Here is a 14,370-nt window from a genome sequence, read left to right as displayed (position 1 = left end):
CGGTGCTCACCCTCAGCTGACTGGCATTAGGGCTTGCCCCCTCCCACATTGAGGTCTTCATAGGCCTCAGTAATCGTCGCCGCGCTCGGTGATGTCGCGCTCCACCGGCCCTGCATCCGGGTCATACCCCACCGGAAACTTGCCCTTCAGCGTCCATGCAAACGCAATGATCTCGGCAATTGTGCGGTACAACTCCTCCGGAATGCTGTCCCCCAGTTCCATCCGCGCCAGCAGCTTCACCAGCTCGGCGTTTTCATAGATGGGCACTTCATTTTCCCGCGCCAGCTTCAGGATGGCTTCGGCCAGGGCATCGTCGCCCTTGGCCGTCAGGGTCGGCGCCTGCTGGCCGTCGTACTTGAGGGCAATTGCCTGGCGCGGTGGGTTGGCGTTCTTCATGCGGTCTCATCCACCCAGCGTTGCTCCAATCCGGTTTTTGGCCCGCGTGGCGGGGTGCCGAGGTGGCAGTCGAGGTCGCCGACGTTAAGGCCCGACGTCACCAGGCGCTCGCGCAGGGCGCCCAGGTGGCTTTCGATCAGGCTGGCGGTAAACGGCCGCGTCGCCCACAGCTGGCTGGACAGTTTGCCCTGCGTCAGTTGCGCCTGGACCTGCAACGGCCCCAGCGGCTCCATGTCGAAGGCCAGTTCGACGCGCCAGAGCATCTGCTTGGCGTCCTTCTTGTCCTTGCGTTCGGGCTGGTCCTTATCCGGCGGCGGTTCCTCGCGCTGGAACTTGACTTGCAGCGGCACGATGTCTTGCAACGTGCGCATCGGGATTTCCAACTGCCAGGTGCTTTGCAGGCGGCCGTCGGCGGTGGTGCCGGTCTGCTCCAGGCTCGACAGCTGATGGCTCTGCAACCGTGAGATCGCCCCGGCGGCCAGGCGCAGCAGGTTTTCCAGGTCACCTTCGCCTTCCAGTTTCGCCATCAACCGCTCGGGCAACGGGAAACCGGCGGGTATCTGCCGGGCGCTGACCTGGCCGAGGGTGTTCAGGGGGCTGCGCACGAAGTTGGGCAGCACCTGGGCCAGGGTGTTGGCGGCGAGGATGGCATTCATATTGGTGCTGGCGGGCAGGGCGGGCAGTAAGTCGGCGACCAGGCGCAGCAGCGCGCCTTTCATGTCCAGCGGTGGGATCTGTGGGTTTTGCCCGGCAAGCAGTTTGGCTTCAAGAAACGCGCCGCTGTTCTGGATGACTTGCGCCAGTACCTTGGGATTGCTCACTTGCGCCAAGTCCGGCAAAGCGGCCAACAGACGGTCGGCGGCGGCGCGCAGGTCGGCGGAGGTGCTGTCGCCACGGGGCAGGTTCTGCAGCGCGGTGAATACCGCATCCAGCGAGCCTTGGCGGCTTTGCTGGGTCGACAATTGCTGGGTGACGGCCAATTGATCCTTGAGCCCGCTCAGCGGCACAAAACTCAGGGTCTGTGCGTTCTGCACCACGGCGCTGAGCAAGCTGCCGACGCGCAGGGGTTGCGGGCTTTCCACGGTCAAGGTCGCGCCCGCCAGGGCGTTGTTGAGCACGGTGACCAGCGAGCGGTAGATCGCCGGTTGCGCCGTGCCCTGGGGCAACATCTGGGTGGTCAGCACCTTGGCCTGCAACAGCGTGCCCACCGGCATCTGGTTAGTGTCGATACGGGTGAGGGCAGCGACATTGGCGCTCAAGGCCTGCTGCAGGCTGAGGGTCAGGTTGCCAGTAGACGTCTGGCTCACCGCCACATTGCTGCCCAGTGGCAGCGGCTGGGGGCTGGTCGCCTGCACCAGGGTCTGGCGGCCGCCTTCAAGGGTCAGTTTGAGCAGCAACTGGAAGGCTTCACCGCCTTGTTTAAGGGCGATGACTTCGGCGTTCGCGGTTTTTCCAGGGTCGATCAGGCCGATCTGCGGCTCCAGCAGTTTCAGCAACTCGCCGGTTGCAGGCGCAGGGCCGGGCCCGGCCGCCGGGGCGGGTGGAAGCGTAGGAAGGTTGATCTCACCGGTCATCGCGCGCGTCGTCTCTGGGGAAATTGCCCTCTTTAGAGTAGGGCATCACATGTATAATGCCGCCCGTCTGCAAAGAGAGCGCTAAAAACCTCACAACTATTTGATCCAGCTCTCTAAAATCGGTCGCCAAAGCCGTTATTGTGCATTTCTCTTTAACGGCCGCTGCACCGCCGACTTGAACCGTAAAGGCCCGCGATCTTTTGACCAGCCCTCTTCTTGAAGCCATAGCGCTTGCCTGTGAACGCGACCTGCGCCTGCTGTTCGAGCACCTCGAACTGCGCCTGGCCGGCGGCGACATGGTGCAGGTCAGCGGCCCCAACGGCAGCGGCAAGACCAGTTTGCTGCGCCTGCTGGCCGGGTTGATGCAGCCGACGGCGGGTGAAGTTCGGTTAAACGGCAAGCCCCTCAACGCACAACGCACTGAACTGGCGCGCAACCTTGTCTGGATCGGCCACGCCGCCGGCATCAAGGACGTGCTCACCGCTGAAGAAAACCTCAGCTGGCTCACCGCCCTGCATCATCCTGCTTCCCGCGACGCTATCTGGCAGGCCCTGGCCGCCGTCGGCCTCAAGGGTTTTGAAGACATTCCCTGCCATACCCTGTCCGCCGGCCAACAGCGCCGCGTGGCGCTGGCGCGTCTGTACCTGCCGGGCCCGCCGCTGTGGATTCTTGACGAACCCTTCACCGCCCTCGACAAGCAAGGCGTCGCCCAATTGGAAGAACACCTGGCCCAGCATTGCGAACAGGGTGGCCTGGTTGTCCTCACCACCCATCACACGCTCAATCGCAAGCCCATCGGTTACCGTGATCTGGACCTGGGGCGGTGGTCAGCATGAGCGTGTTTGCCCTGCTGGTCGCCCGCGAAGCACGGTTGTTGTGCCGTCGTCCGGCCGAATTGGCCAACCCGCTGGTGTTCTTCGCGATTGTGATCGCGCTGTTCCCGTTGGCGGTGGGCCCAGAGACTAAACTGTTGCAAACCTTGTCCCCAGGACTGGTGTGGGTGGCGGCGCTTTTATCAGTGCTGCTCTCGCTGGACGGGCTGTTTCGCAGTGATTTCGAAGACGGTTCCCTCGAACAGTGGGTCCTTTCGCCGCACCCTTTGCCACTTCTGGTACTGGCCAAGGTGCTGGCACACTGGGCTTTTTCCGGCCTGGCGCTGGTGCTGCTCTCACCGTTGCTGGCGATGATGCTAGGGTTGCCCACCGAGTGCCTGCCGGTGTTGCTCCTGTCTTTGTTGCTCGGCACGCCAACCCTCAGCCTGTTGGGCGCGGTGGGCGCGGCGTTGACCGTGGGTTTGAAGCGCGGCGGCCTATTGCTGGCCCTGCTGATTCTGCCGTTGTACATCCCGGTGTTGATCCTGGGCAGCGGCGCCTTGCAAGCCGCGCTCATGGGCATGCCGGCGACCGGTTACCTCTTGTGGCTGGGTAGCCTGACCGCCCTGGCCGTAACCCTGACACCCTTTGCTATAGCGGCCGGCCTGAAGATCAGCGTCGGCGAATAATGAGGTCTGACCAAGACGTTATGTTTTAGTCAGTAAAGACCCTACGCTTCTTGCAACGACAAGAAGCAACCGTGATGGAAACAGCAATGAACTGGACCTGGTTTCACAAGCTCGGCTCGCCCAAATGGTTCTATGGCATCAGTGGCAAACTGCTGCCGTGGTTGAGCATCGCCGCCGTGTTGCTGATCGGCATCGGCCTGGTCTGGGGCCTGGCCTTCGCGCCGCCGGACTACCAGCAAGGCAACAGTTTTCGCATCATTTATATCCATGTTCCTACCGCGATGCTGGCGCAGTCCTGCTACGTGATGCTGGCGGTGTGCGGCATCGTCGGCCTGGTGTGGAAGATGAAACTCGCCGATGTGGCCCTGCAATGCGCTGCGCCCATCGGTGCGTGGATGACCGCCGTGGCGCTGGTCACCGGCGCGATCTGGGGCAAGCCGACCTGGGGCTCGTGGTGGGTGTGGGATGCACGACTGACGTCCATGTTGATCCTGCTGTTCCTGTACTTCGGTCTGATTGCCCTGGGCAACGCGATCAGCAACCGTGACAGTGCCGCCAAGGCCTGCGCGGTGCTGGCCATCGTCGGCGTCATCAACATCCCGATCATCAAATACTCGGTGGAGTGGTGGAACACCCTGCACCAGGGCGCCACCTTCACCCTCACTGAAAAACCGGCGATGCCCGTGGAAATGTGGGCGCCGCTGCTGCTGATGGTGCTGGGTTTCTACTGTTTCTTCGGCGCTGTGTTGCTGCTGCGCATGCGCCTCGAAGTGCTCAAACGTGAAGCCCGCACCAGTTGGGTCAAGGCCGAAGTGCAAAACAGCCTGGGAGCGCGCGGATGAGTTTTGCTTCTTTCAGTGATTTTCTCGCCATGGGCCACCACGGCCTGTATGTGTGGACGGCCTATGGCATCTGCCTGGCGGTGCTGGCCCTCAACGTCGCCGCGCCGATCCTGGCCCGCAAGCGTTACCTGCAACAAGAGGCGCGACGTCTGCGCCGGGAGACCGAAAAGTGAATCCGCTGCGTAGAAAGCGTCTGTTGATCATCCTTGCGATTCTGGTGGGCGTCGGCATTGCCGTCGGCCTGGCCTTGAGCGCCTTGCAGCAGAACATCAACCTGTTTTACACGCCCACGCAGATCGCTAATGGCGAAGCGCCGATCGACACGCGCATCCGTGCCGGCGGCATGGTGGAGAAGGGCTCGCTCAAACGCTCCGGCGACTCCCTCGACGTGACCTTCGTCGTCACCGACTTCAACAAAGCCGTGACCATTACTTATCGCGGCATCCTCCCGGACCTGTTCCGCGAAGGCCAGGGCATCGTCGCCCTGGGCAAGCTCAACGCTGACGGTGTGGTGGTGGCCGACGAAGTGCTGGCCAAGCACGATGAAAAGTACATGCCACCGGAAGTGACCAAGGCCCTGAAAGACAGCGGCCAATCCGCGCCAACGCCTGCCAAGGAGGGCTAAGCCATGACGTCCGCACTGTTTATTCCAGAGCTGGGCCAGTTGGCGATGATCCTCGCCCTGTGCTTTGCCATCGTTCAGGCCGTGGTGCCGTTGCTCGGTGCCTGGCGCGGCGACCGCTTGTGGATGAGCCTGGCGCAGCCGGCCGCCTGGGGCCAATGTGTCTTCCTGGTGTTCGCGTTCGGTTGCCTGACCTACGCCTTCATGACCGACGACTTTTCCGTCGCCTATGTGGCGAATAACTCCAACAGCGCGTTGCCCTGGTACTACAAGTTCAGCGCCGTGTGGGGCGCCCACGAAGGTTCGTTGCTGCTGTGGGCGCTGATCCTCGGCGGCTGGACCTTCGCGGTGTCGGTGTTCTCGCGCCAGCTGCCGCAAGTGATGCTGGCCCGCGTACTGGCAGTGATGGGCATGATCAGCATCGGCTTCCTGCTGTTCCTGATCATGACCTCCAACCCGTTCACCCGCATCCTGCCGCAGATCCCGGTGGACGGGCACGACCTCAACCCGCTGCTGCAGGACATCGGCCTGATCGTGCACCCGCCGATGCTCTACATGGGCTATGTCGGTTTCTCCGTGGCCTTCGCCTTCGCCATCGCCGCCTTGCTCGGCGGGCGCCTTGATGCCGCCTGGGCGCGCTGGTCGCGGCCGTGGACCATTGTCGCCTGGGCCTTCCTCGGGATTGGTATCACCCTCGGCTCCTGGTGGGCCTATTACGAGCTCGGCTGGGGCGGCTGGTGGTTCTGGGACCCGGTGGAAAACGCCTCGTTCATGCCTTGGCTGGTCGGCACTGCGCTGATTCACTCGTTGGCGGTCACCGAAAAGCGCGGTGTGTTCAAGAGCTGGACCGTGCTGCTGGCCATCGCGGCATTTTCCCTCAGCCTGCTCGGCACCTTCCTCGTGCGTTCGGGCGTGCTGACCTCGGTGCATGCGTTCGCGTCCGACCCGGAGCGCGGCGTGTTCATCCTGATCTTCCTGCTGTTTGTGGTCGGCGGCTCCCTGACGTTGTTTGCGTTGCGCGCGCCAGTGGTCAAGAGCCAGGTCGGCTTTAACCTGTGGTCGCGGGAAACCCTGTTGCTGGGCAATAACCTGGTGCTGGTGGTGGCCGCTTCGATGATCCTGCTCGGCACCCTGTACCCGTTGGTGCTGGACGCCTTGAGCGGCGCCAAGCTGTCCGTTGGCCCGCCGTATTTCAACGCGTTGTTTATCCCGTTGATGGGCCTGTTGATGGTGGTGATGGCGGTGGGCATGCTGGTGCGCTGGAAAGACACCCCGGTGAAATGGCTGGCCGGCATGCTGATGCCGGTGTTGCTCGGCAGCGTGGCCTTGGCGGTGATCGCCGGGTTTGCCTATGGCGACTTCAACTGGGCGGTGCTCGCGACCTTCCTGCTCGCCGCCTGGGTGTTGCTGGCCGGCGTACGCGACATCTTCGACAAGACCCGTCACAAAGGCCTGGTCAAAGGCCTGCCGACCCTGACCCGCAGCTACTGGGGCATGCAGATCGCCCACATTGGCATCGCCGTGTGCGCCCTTGGCGTGGTGCTCTCCAGCCAGAACAGCGCCGAGCGCGACTTGCGCCTGGCGCCGGGCGAGTCCATGGACCTGGCCGGTTACCACTTCATCTTCGAAGGCGCCAAGCACTTCGAAGGGCCGAACTTTACGTCAGACAAAGGCACGGTGCGTGTCGTGCGCAATGGCAAGGAAATCGCCGTGTTGCACCCGGAAAAACGCCTGTACACCGTGCAGAGTTCGATGATGACCGAAGCCGGCATCGACGCCGGTTTCACCCGTGACCTGTATGTGGCGCTGGGTGAACCGTTGGGCGAGGGCGCCTGGGCGGTGCGGGTGCATGTGAAACCGTTTGTGCGCTGGATCTGGTTCGGCGGCTTGCTTACCGGCTTTGGTGGTTTGCTGGCCGCGCTGGACCGACGGTATCGGGTCAAGGTCAAGAGCCGGGTGCGTGAAGCCCTCGGCCTGCAAGGAGCGGCGGTATGAAGCGTTGGTTGATGGTCGTACCGCTGGCGATGTTTCTGGTGGTGGCGGTGTTCCTGTATCGCGGCCTTTATCTGGACCCGGCCGAGCTGCCGTCGGCCATGATCGGCAAGCCGTTCCCGGCGTTCAGCCTGCCAACGGTGCAGGGCGACAAGACCCTGACCCAGGCCGACCTGCTGGGCAAACCGGCACTGGTCAACGTGTGGGGCACCTGGTGCATTTCCTGCCGCGTCGAGCACCCGGTGCTGAACACGCTGGCCGAGAAGGGCGTGGTGATCTACGGCATCAACTACAAGGACGACAATGCCGCGGCCTTGAAGTGGTTGGCCGAGTTCCACAACCCGTACCAACTGGATATCCGCGATGAAGACGGCAACCTCGGTCTGAACCTGGGCGTCTACGGTGCCCCGGAAACCTTCTTCATCGACGCCAAGGGCGTGATCCGCGACAAGTACGTCGGCGTGATCGACGAAGTGGTGTGGCGCGAGCAACTGGCCGCCAAGTACCAGGCACTGGTCGATGAGGCCAAGCCATGAAACGTCTGTTAGCCGCTGCGGTGCTGGCGCTGGGACTGGCCGGCGTGGCCCACGCCGCCATCGACACCTATGAATTCGCCAAGGACGGGGACCGCGAGCGTTTCCGCGAACTGACCAAGGAACTGCGCTGCCCCAAGTGCCAGAACCAGGACATCGCCGACTCCAACGCACCCATCGCCGCCGACCTGCGCAAAGAGATCTTCCGCATGCTGGGGGAGGGCAAGGACAACCAGCAGATCATCGACTTCATGGTCGACCGCTACGGTGATTTCGTGCGCTACAAACCGGCCCTCACCGGCAAGACCGCGCTGCTGTGGTTCGGCCCCGCCGGGCTGCTGCTGGCGGGCGTGGTGGTGATGGCGGTGATCGTGCGCCGTCGCCGTGCTGCGCCGACCGATGGTTCCGACGCGCTGTCCCCTGAAGAGCGCAAACGCCTCGACCAATTGCTGGACACCAAGACTGATGATTGATTTCTGGCTCGCAGCTGGCTTGCTGCTTCTGATTGCCCTGAGTTTCCTGTTGATCCCTGTCCTGCGCGGCCGCCGCGCCCAGCGTGAAGAGGATCGCACCGCGCTGAACGTGGCGCTCTACCAAGAACGCGTGGCCGAGCTGCAAGTGCAGCAGGACGAAGGCGTACTGAATGCCGCGCAACTCGACACCGGCCGCGCCGAAGCGGCACGTGAATTGTTGGCTGACACCGAAGGCGTGGAAAAACCCCGTGAATCGCGCCTGGGCAAGCCACTGCCATTTCTGGCGGCGTTCTTGGTGCCGGTCCTGGGGGTTGCGCTGTACCTGCATTACGGGGCCAGCGACAAGGTTGAACTGACCCGCGAATTCTCCCAGCCGCCGGTGTCCATGGAAGACATGACCCACCGCCTGGAACGCGCCGCCGCTGCCCAACCGGACTCGCCGGAAGGCTTGTACTTCCTCGGTCGCGCCTACATGGCCCAGGACCGTTCCGCCGATGCCGCCAAGGTGTTCGAACGCACCGTGGCGCTGGCCGGGCGCCAGCCGGAACTGCTCGGCCAGTGGGCCCAGGCGCAGTATTTTGCTGACAACAAACAGTGGTCGCCCAAGGTGCAGGCGCTCACCGACGAGGCGTTGAAGCTCGATCCAAAGGAAGTCACCAGCCTCGGCCTGTTGGGTATCGCTGCCTTTGAAGGCCAGCGTTATCAAGAGGCTATCGACTACTGGAATCGTCTGTTGGCCCAGCTGCCGCTGCAAGACAACTCCCGCGCAGCGCTGCAAGGTGGCATTGATCGCGCTGCCGAGAAGCTTAAAGAGAGTGGCGGCACCGTTGCTCCTCAAAAAACCGTGATGAATGTCCGCGTGGACCTGTCCGCCGACGTGAAAGCCAAGGCCCTGCCCACCGACAGCGTATTTATCTTTGCCCGTGCCGTGAAAGGCCCGCCGGCACCGCTGGCCGCCAAGCGCGTCACCGTCGCCGAGCTGCCCATCACCGTCGAACTCGGCGACGCCGACGCGATGATGCCGCAGTTGAAACTGTCCAACTTCCCTGAAGTCCAACTGGTTGCGCGCATATCCCGGGCCGGTCAACCGACCACTGGCGAATGGATCGGCCGCAGCCAACCCCTGGCCAGCACCACCACTGCCTTGCAGCAGCTGACCATCGACAGTCCGGACAAGTAACTCGAGGAAACGCCTATGACCGCATTTGCACGCATCACCTTGCTCAGCCTGGTACTGGGCCTGAGCGCCTGTGCGGTCCACCGCCCACCTCCCGGGCCCACCGGCCCGACCATCCCACCGTCAGGCCCATCGACCCAGCCGAGCACCAAACCCTCCGGCCCGGTTACCCCGCCGCCGAAACCCGTGCCGACCAAATCGCCGACCTTCGCCCCACCACCGGGCGCGGCCAGCCACTGGGACGGCAAGATGCAGGTGTACGTGCTGGAAGACCAGCCCGACACCTTCTACCGCCAGCGCACCTACTACCGCTGGAGCAACGGTTGGAGCCGGTCGATCAGCCCGAACGGGCCGTGGGAAGAGACCGACGTGCAGGGCGTGCCACCGGGGCTAAGCAAGCAGTACGCGCAATGACAAAAGGCGACCTTCGGGTCGCCTTTTTCTTGCCAGTGAAACGCTTTCTCCAAGCCAATGAAGATCAACTGTGGGAGCCGGGCTTGCCCGCGATGGCGGCGTGTCAGGCACCGAATCAATTGCAGCTAAACCGCCATCGCAGAGGTGCGGCGATCCGACAAGCCAATTCCCACAGGAGACCTCATCGGCTGTCAGGCCACCGGACACTCCCGATTCAGCGCTTGATCCACCAACAACTGCGCAATCTCAATCATCTGCACCACCGCCAGCACCTGCTTGCGGCCCGATCCATCCAGATGCTCGGCACAGTCATAGGCACACACGGTTGCCGACTCCAGCATTTCGCTGGCATTGCTTAAGGCAGCTTCAGTGCTTAGGCCGGGGCGGACGGTGAAGATGAGGTTGGGTGGCGTTTGAGGCGTGTCATCCGAGGAGGATGGCGGGGGATCAGGCGTGATTTTTTCCATGACGAAGCTCCTATGAATGAGCACCTCCATCTCGCTACCACACGATGTAAGGAGGCGACTGTACACGGGGTGGTAGACCGGTCATAGAAACCCGGCAGGCCGAAGCCTCCCATGCACAGCCGCCACAAAGCAGCCCGCACAAAAAAACGCCCGTAAGCGTTTTGGGGATCTATGAAAGAACCGGGCTACCACACCCGTTCGCTGATTTTGCAGCGACCCGCGAAGGTTAACGGCGAGGTTGATCGGACGCAACCCGAAATCTGTGTAGGGGCTGTCCTAGGAAACGTTGAAAAAGGTGAGCCGTACGCAGGTGGTCGACCGGGGAGTGGATACCTGGAAGGGCAGGGCCTCCTGCGTACAGCTCGCTCCACATATTGATTACCTGGGGAGCGCTGAGGTGTAGGGATAGTCCGGTATTTGCGTGTGTGTCCGGTCCTACCTAGCTGTTCGGTCAGTATTTAATCCACACCTGATTTGCTAGGTTGAATAACTGAAAAAAAAGGTGTGCCGTCGTGCTGAAGCAGGGCATTTTCATCGGATTAACATTTTGCTTATTGAGCGCCGCGTTCGACGTATACGTAGCATTCGTCACGCAAACCCTCAGTACGGTGGTGGTCATTTTCTACTGCTTTATGTCCTCAGCAGTACTTTTTCTGGCATGTGCGATCCATCGAAATTCGGCGTCCTTGAGTTTAAAAATCAAGGTTGATTGGAAGAGCATCATCGTTGTGAATGTTTCGGTGCTACTTAACTGGGGCGGACTGTTCTACGCCCTCCGTTATCTCGAGCCCGCAGTCGTCGGAGTCGCATCGGTGGCCTGTGGCCCTGCACTCACTTTGCTTATTTCTCTGCTCGATAAACGTGGTGCCAGGATTGCTTTGGAGGACGCATTGGTCTCGGGCCTGGTGCTCTTCTCAGTTGGAGTTATGTTGTTCAACTCCTTTGCCGGGGAGAGCGGTATATCCACTACCTCCGTAGGCCAGCGGTCACTGGGGATCTTCAGCGTTATCGTTTGCGCCCTGGGCACTGTCATGTACACAGTATTTTCAAAGAAAATGTTTGCTCGGCAGTGGGCCATTTATGAAATCCTGGCCGTCAGAAACATCGCCATGATCGCTGTTTGTGTCATCGCAATTCCTGTGGCGGGGGGAAGTTTTTCCATTAATCGAGAGTTAATTCTGCCCATGTTGATCCTGGTGGTGATCGGCCATTTATTGCCGATTTACTTGATCCAGAAAACCATCTATTACCTCACTCCGATCCACGTATCTCTGGTGTTGCTGACCCTTCCGGTATTTGTCCTGTTACTCCAGTACCTGGATGCCCGAGTGGCGTTTTCCGTGGCGAGTGTCGCGGCCGTCAGCATCATTGTGCTTTTGCTGTTGGGGCGGGCCTTGTACGCAATGAGGAGGGCGGTACCATGATTAAAGTAGTGGTGGTCGACGGATTTTCATCCGGTAAATTTGTCGCGAAACGACTGAACGAAGAGGGGTGCTTGCTGATGCATGTGGCCTCATCCGGCAGTTTGGATCGTTACTATTACAAGGGCTTCGACCAAACGCTGTATGACCAGATGATCGTCAATATCGATCTCGCAGCGACGGTGGCGAGTGTCGAGTATTTCGAGCCTCAGTTCATCATCGCCGGTGCCGAAACCGGTGTGCTGCTCGCCGACCAGTTGAACGAGCGACTGCAGCTGCCGTATCGCAATGATTTCGACAAAACCCATGCCCGTCGAAACAAGTACGAGATGATCCAGTGCATTACCCAGGCGCAATTACCCGCCGCACGACAGTTCCTCGCCAGTACCTGGGACCTCGCACAAGGCTGGATCAACACCCACGGGCGTTTTCCTGTGGTAATCAAACCCCTTGAGAGTGCAGGAGCGGATGGGGTGTTTGTTTGCGAGGACATGGACGCTTGTGAGATCGCCGTGAAAAAGTTGTTGGGGACGACAAACCGATTGAGTATCCCAAACACCCAGGTCTTGATTCAGGAGTACCTGGCCGGGTTGGAGTATGTGGTGAATATGGTCTCCCTGGACGGCCAGCAGCTCGTCACTGAAGTCGTGCGCTATCAAAAGCAGCGCACGCAGGGGGGCGGCATCCTCTATGACATTGACGAGTTAATCGGGCCCGACTCGGCGGTCTATTCGGTATTGGTGGATTACACTCGGGCCGTAGTGCGATGCTTGGGTATCCACAATGGACCCAGCCACGCGGAGGTCATGTTCACCGAGGACGGGCCGAAATTGGTGGAAATTGCAGCCCGTACCGATGGCATTCTTCTCCCGGGCGTATCCAGGCAAACCACTGGTCTTGGGCAGATTGATGCGGTGGTGTTATCCATCGTCGAACCTGAACATTTTACGCAGCGGCTGGTTAAAGGAGAGCATTATCAACTGTTGCAACATACCTACAATGTTGGCCTGATCAACCGCTTGGAAGGCTATTTCTATAAGGACCAGTTCTTGAGCGAGCTGCGCAAGCTGGATTCTTTTTATGAAGCGGCTTTTTACGTTGAGAACGGTGAGCACATAGGCGCGACCCATGACGTTTTCAGTCAGCCAGGGACTGTCTATCTGGTTCATGCGGACCGTGCAGTTATCGCAGCAGATTACCGCAGAGTGCGCGCACTTGAGTTGCAGGGAAGCTATATAGGGAGGCGTTGAAGTTTGCGCCGTTGTTCATTTTCTCATTCCGCTTTCAACGAGACGGACCTCATGCATCTCCACGTCATACGCCACGGCGAAACCTGGGCCAACGCCGAGCACCGCTACCTCGGCGCACTCGATCCGGAATTGACCGAGCGGGGCAGGGAACAGGCCGCCTCTCTGAGCAAGAACCTGCCCTGCGGCATCGAAGTGTTGATCGTCTCTCCACGCCTGCGAGCCCAGCAAACGGCGCAGATTCTTAATCAGGCGTTGAACCTTGAACCCGTGACGATGGACAGCTTCCGCGAGCGCGATGTGGGTGTTTTCGAGGGTTTGACCCAGGCACAAGCCAAAGCCTTGCACCCAGCGCTTTGGGCGCAGAACATCACGCGGCAATGGGCGATCGGGCCAACGGGCGGTGAGTCGATTGCCGAGGTGGTCACGCGAGTGCACCAAGGCCTTGCCGAACTGGCGGCACTCTATCCAACCCAGTCGGTTTTGCTGGTGGCGCATGGTTTTTTGGCCAAGGTAATCCGGGCGTTGGCCATCGGGGACTTTTCGGATTTTTACACCTGGCAGCTTTCCAATGGAGCAATGCTGGTCCTCGAGGATTTTGAACTGAAGAGGCTTCCGACTGTTTCGCCCTTCGAATCTCAGTGAAACACCTCCACCCCTGTGGATAGGGAGCTTGCTCCCTCGCCACAGAGGGTTGCGGTGACATTCCAACCTTTCACAAAACCTTCATCCAGCCGACCCCCTCCAGTCATGTGCAAGTAATAGCACTGACACCTCCCGCGCCTACTGTCGTTTGAACTCAACCGCAGCCATCCCCTGGCTGTTCAAACAAGACAGAGAAGCCCATGACGCACGCTATCCATGTCGATCACTTGAACAAGACCTTTGCGAAGAAGCCCGCGTTGGTCGACCTCGAACTCACCGTTGCCGCTGGTGAGATGGTCGCGCTGATTGGCGCTTCCGGTTCCGGCAAGTCCACGTTGTTGCGCCATTTGGCGGGCCTGGCCTGTTGCGACAAGAGCAACGGCGGCAGCGTCAAGGTGCTGGGCCGGGAGGTGCAGGCCAGCGGACGCTTGAATGGCAAGGTGCGGCGGTTGCGGGCGGACATCGGCTACATCTTCCAGCAGTTCAACCTGGTCAATCGCCTGAGCGTGCTCGACAACGTGCTGCTCGGGTGCCTGGGCCGCATGCCGCGCTGGCGAGGCAACCTGGGGCTGTTCAATGCCGAGGAGAAGGCGTTTGCCATGGCGTCGCTGGCGCGCGTCGGCCTGGCCGATCTGGCTGCGCAACGGGCTTCGACCTTGTCCGGCGGCCAGCAGCAGCGCGTGGCGATTGCCCGTGCGTTGACTCAGCGGGCCGAAGTGATCCTGGCCGACGAACCGATCGCGTCCCTCGACCCAGAGTCGGCGCGCAAGGTCATGGAGATCCTCGCCGACATCAACCGCCGCGACGGCAAGACCGTGGTGGTGACCCTGCATCAAGTCGATTACGCCATGCGTTACTGCCCGCGTGCCGTGGCTCTGAAAGGCGGGCGCATTCATTTCGACGGGCAGGGCAGTTCGATGAGCAGCCAGTTTCTCAACGATTTATACGGTGCCGACGTCGACACCAGCCTGATGTGTTCCGACCAAACCCGCCGTGCCGAAGCGCCCCCTCGGCTGGCCCTGGCGCGCGCTTGAAACCCTACTCACGACCCACAGGAGTCCCGTCC

17 protein-coding genes are annotated in these 14,370 nt (G+C 61.0%); 14 read left to right on the top strand and 3 right to left on the bottom strand.

Annotated elements, in window-relative coordinates; all coding sequences use genetic code 11:
* Positions 1–66: 66 nt before the first annotated feature.
* Both QCBJ_RS05700 and QCBJ_RS05695 read right to left on the bottom strand, forming a co-directional pair.
* A complete protein-coding gene (locus QCBJ_RS05700; RefSeq protein WP_046035741.1) occupies positions 67–396 on the bottom strand; it encodes an EscU/YscU/HrcU family type III secretion system export apparatus switch protein in 330 nt (109 codons plus the stop codon).
* Positions 393–1,970 carry a flagellar hook-length control protein FliK gene (locus QCBJ_RS05695; protein ID WP_093546094.1) on the bottom strand — a complete coding sequence of 526 codons (1,578 nt, stop codon included), beginning with the start codon at positions 1,968–1,970 and terminating at the stop codon, positions 393–395. Before QCBJ_RS05695 ends, QCBJ_RS05700 begins: the two co-directional genes overlap by 4 nt.
* A gap of 200 nt (positions 1,971–2,170) precedes the next feature.
* Between QCBJ_RS05695 and ccmA the strand changes: the two genes are divergently transcribed.
* From ccmA to QCBJ_RS05645, 10 genes are all read left to right on the top strand, one after another.
* A complete protein-coding gene (ccmA, locus tag QCBJ_RS05690; protein WP_102060285.1) occupies positions 2,171–2,806 on the top strand; it encodes a cytochrome c biogenesis heme-transporting ATPase CcmA in 636 nt (211 codons plus the stop codon).
* Positions 2,803–3,471 carry a heme exporter protein CcmB gene (ccmB, locus tag QCBJ_RS05685; protein ID WP_012723033.1) on the top strand — a complete coding sequence of 223 codons (669 nt, stop codon included), beginning with the start codon at positions 2,803–2,805 and terminating at the stop codon, positions 3,469–3,471. Before ccmA ends, ccmB begins: the two co-directional genes overlap by 4 nt.
* An 86-nt stretch (positions 3,472–3,557) precedes the next feature.
* Entirely contained in the window at positions 3,558–4,313 is a 756-nt protein-coding gene (locus tag QCBJ_RS05680) for a heme ABC transporter permease (RefSeq protein WP_093546100.1), read from the top strand.
* Positions 4,310–4,486, top strand: a complete 177-nt coding sequence (ccmD, locus tag QCBJ_RS05675; RefSeq protein WP_003172771.1) for a heme exporter protein CcmD — start codon at positions 4,310–4,312, stop codon at positions 4,484–4,486. Before QCBJ_RS05680 ends, ccmD begins: the two co-directional genes overlap by 4 nt.
* Positions 4,483–4,938 (top strand): cytochrome c maturation protein CcmE, encoded by a 456-nt coding sequence (gene ccmE, locus QCBJ_RS05670; protein ID WP_012723035.1) that lies wholly within the window; start codon positions 4,483–4,485, stop codon positions 4,936–4,938. The genes ccmD and ccmE overlap by 4 nt, the downstream gene beginning before the upstream one ends.
* A gap of 3 nt (positions 4,939–4,941) precedes the next feature.
* Positions 4,942–6,930 carry a heme lyase CcmF/NrfE family subunit gene (locus QCBJ_RS05665; RefSeq protein WP_102060284.1) on the top strand — a complete coding sequence of 663 codons (1,989 nt, stop codon included), beginning with the start codon at positions 4,942–4,944 and terminating at the stop codon, positions 6,928–6,930.
* Complete coding sequence (locus QCBJ_RS05660; protein ID WP_046035737.1) at positions 6,927–7,463, top strand: DsbE family thiol:disulfide interchange protein; 537 nt, start codon at positions 6,927–6,929, stop codon at positions 7,461–7,463. Before QCBJ_RS05665 ends, QCBJ_RS05660 begins: the two co-directional genes overlap by 4 nt.
* Complete coding sequence (locus QCBJ_RS05655) at positions 7,460–7,933, top strand: cytochrome c-type biogenesis protein (RefSeq protein ID WP_065901641.1); 474 nt, start codon at positions 7,460–7,462, stop codon at positions 7,931–7,933. The genes QCBJ_RS05660 and QCBJ_RS05655 overlap by 4 nt, the downstream gene beginning before the upstream one ends.
* The gene (gene ccmI / locus QCBJ_RS05650; RefSeq protein WP_102060283.1) at positions 7,926–9,113 is read left to right on the top strand and encodes a c-type cytochrome biogenesis protein CcmI; all 1,188 of its coding nucleotides are present in this window, start codon (positions 7,926–7,928) and stop codon (positions 9,111–9,113) included. Before QCBJ_RS05655 ends, ccmI begins: the two co-directional genes overlap by 8 nt.
* A gap of 15 nt (positions 9,114–9,128) precedes the next feature.
* Positions 9,129–9,524, top strand: a complete 396-nt coding sequence (locus QCBJ_RS05645) for a hypothetical protein (RefSeq protein WP_064052909.1) — start codon at positions 9,129–9,131, stop codon at positions 9,522–9,524.
* Positions 9,525–9,715: 191 nt separating this feature from the next.
* Here the strand turns inward: QCBJ_RS05645 and QCBJ_RS05640 are convergent, their stop codons facing one another.
* Entirely contained in the window at positions 9,716–9,991 is a 276-nt protein-coding gene (locus QCBJ_RS05640; protein WP_102060282.1) for a DUF6124 family protein, read from the bottom strand.
* 512 nt (positions 9,992–10,503) lie between these two features.
* Here QCBJ_RS05640 and QCBJ_RS05635 point away from each other — a divergent pair.
* The 4 genes from QCBJ_RS05635 (at position 10,504) to phnC (ending at position 14,338) form a co-directional block, all read left to right on the top strand.
* Complete coding sequence (locus QCBJ_RS05635) at positions 10,504–11,415, top strand: DMT family transporter (protein WP_093546104.1); 912 nt, start codon at positions 10,504–10,506, stop codon at positions 11,413–11,415.
* Entirely contained in the window at positions 11,412–12,662 is a 1,251-nt protein-coding gene (locus QCBJ_RS05630) for an ATP-grasp domain-containing protein (RefSeq protein ID WP_102060281.1), read from the top strand. Before QCBJ_RS05635 ends, QCBJ_RS05630 begins: the two co-directional genes overlap by 4 nt.
* A gap of 51 nt (positions 12,663–12,713) precedes the next feature.
* Complete coding sequence (locus tag QCBJ_RS05625; RefSeq protein WP_102060280.1) at positions 12,714–13,304, top strand: histidine phosphatase family protein; 591 nt, start codon at positions 12,714–12,716, stop codon at positions 13,302–13,304.
* A gap of 200 nt (positions 13,305–13,504) precedes the next feature.
* Positions 13,505–14,338, top strand: a complete 834-nt coding sequence (gene phnC, locus QCBJ_RS05620) for a phosphonate ABC transporter ATP-binding protein (protein WP_102060279.1) — start codon at positions 13,505–13,507, stop codon at positions 14,336–14,338.
* The last annotated feature ends 32 nt before the right edge of the window (positions 14,339–14,370 follow it).

The sequence above is a fragment of the Pseudomonas sp. QC2 genome (assembly GCF_002859085.1).
Lineage (GTDB): Bacteria > Pseudomonadota > Gammaproteobacteria > Pseudomonadales > Pseudomonadaceae > Aquipseudomonas > Aquipseudomonas petroselini.
The sequence above is the reverse complement of the archived record's forward strand: the minus strand, read 5'-3'. Positions and strand labels throughout refer to the sequence as shown.

Excerpts from the sequence above, each read along its gene's own strand:
- QCBJ_RS05700 (WP_046035741.1), bottom strand. The coding sequence starts at position 396 with ATGAAGAACGCCAACCCACCGCGCCAGGCAATTGCCCTCAAGTACGAC.
- QCBJ_RS05695 (WP_093546094.1), bottom strand. The coding sequence starts at position 1,970 with ATGACCGGTGAGATCAACCTTCCTACGCTTCCACCCGCCCCGGCGGCC.
- ccmB (WP_012723033.1), top strand. The coding sequence starts at position 2,803 with ATGAGCGTGTTTGCCCTGCTGGTCGCCCGCGAAGCACGGTTGTTGTGC.
- QCBJ_RS05680 (WP_093546100.1), top strand. The coding sequence starts at position 3,558 with ATGAACTGGACCTGGTTTCACAAGCTCGGCTCGCCCAAATGGTTCTAT.
- ccmD (WP_003172771.1), top strand. The coding sequence starts at position 4,310 with ATGAGTTTTGCTTCTTTCAGTGATTTTCTCGCCATGGGCCACCACGGC.
- QCBJ_RS05665 (WP_102060284.1), top strand. The coding sequence starts at position 4,942 with ATGACGTCCGCACTGTTTATTCCAGAGCTGGGCCAGTTGGCGATGATC.
- QCBJ_RS05660 (WP_046035737.1), top strand. The coding sequence starts at position 6,927 with ATGAAGCGTTGGTTGATGGTCGTACCGCTGGCGATGTTTCTGGTGGTG.
- QCBJ_RS05655 (WP_065901641.1), top strand. The coding sequence starts at position 7,460 with ATGAAACGTCTGTTAGCCGCTGCGGTGCTGGCGCTGGGACTGGCCGGC.
- ccmI (WP_102060283.1), top strand. The coding sequence starts at position 7,926 with ATGATTGATTTCTGGCTCGCAGCTGGCTTGCTGCTTCTGATTGCCCTG.
- QCBJ_RS05645 (WP_064052909.1), top strand. The coding sequence starts at position 9,129 with ATGACCGCATTTGCACGCATCACCTTGCTCAGCCTGGTACTGGGCCTG.
- QCBJ_RS05640 (WP_102060282.1), bottom strand. The coding sequence starts at position 9,991 with ATGGAAAAAATCACGCCTGATCCCCCGCCATCCTCCTCGGATGACACG.
- QCBJ_RS05630 (WP_102060281.1), top strand. The coding sequence starts at position 11,412 with ATGATTAAAGTAGTGGTGGTCGACGGATTTTCATCCGGTAAATTTGTC.
- QCBJ_RS05625 (WP_102060280.1), top strand. The coding sequence starts at position 12,714 with ATGCATCTCCACGTCATACGCCACGGCGAAACCTGGGCCAACGCCGAG.
- phnC (WP_102060279.1), top strand. The coding sequence starts at position 13,505 with ATGACGCACGCTATCCATGTCGATCACTTGAACAAGACCTTTGCGAAG.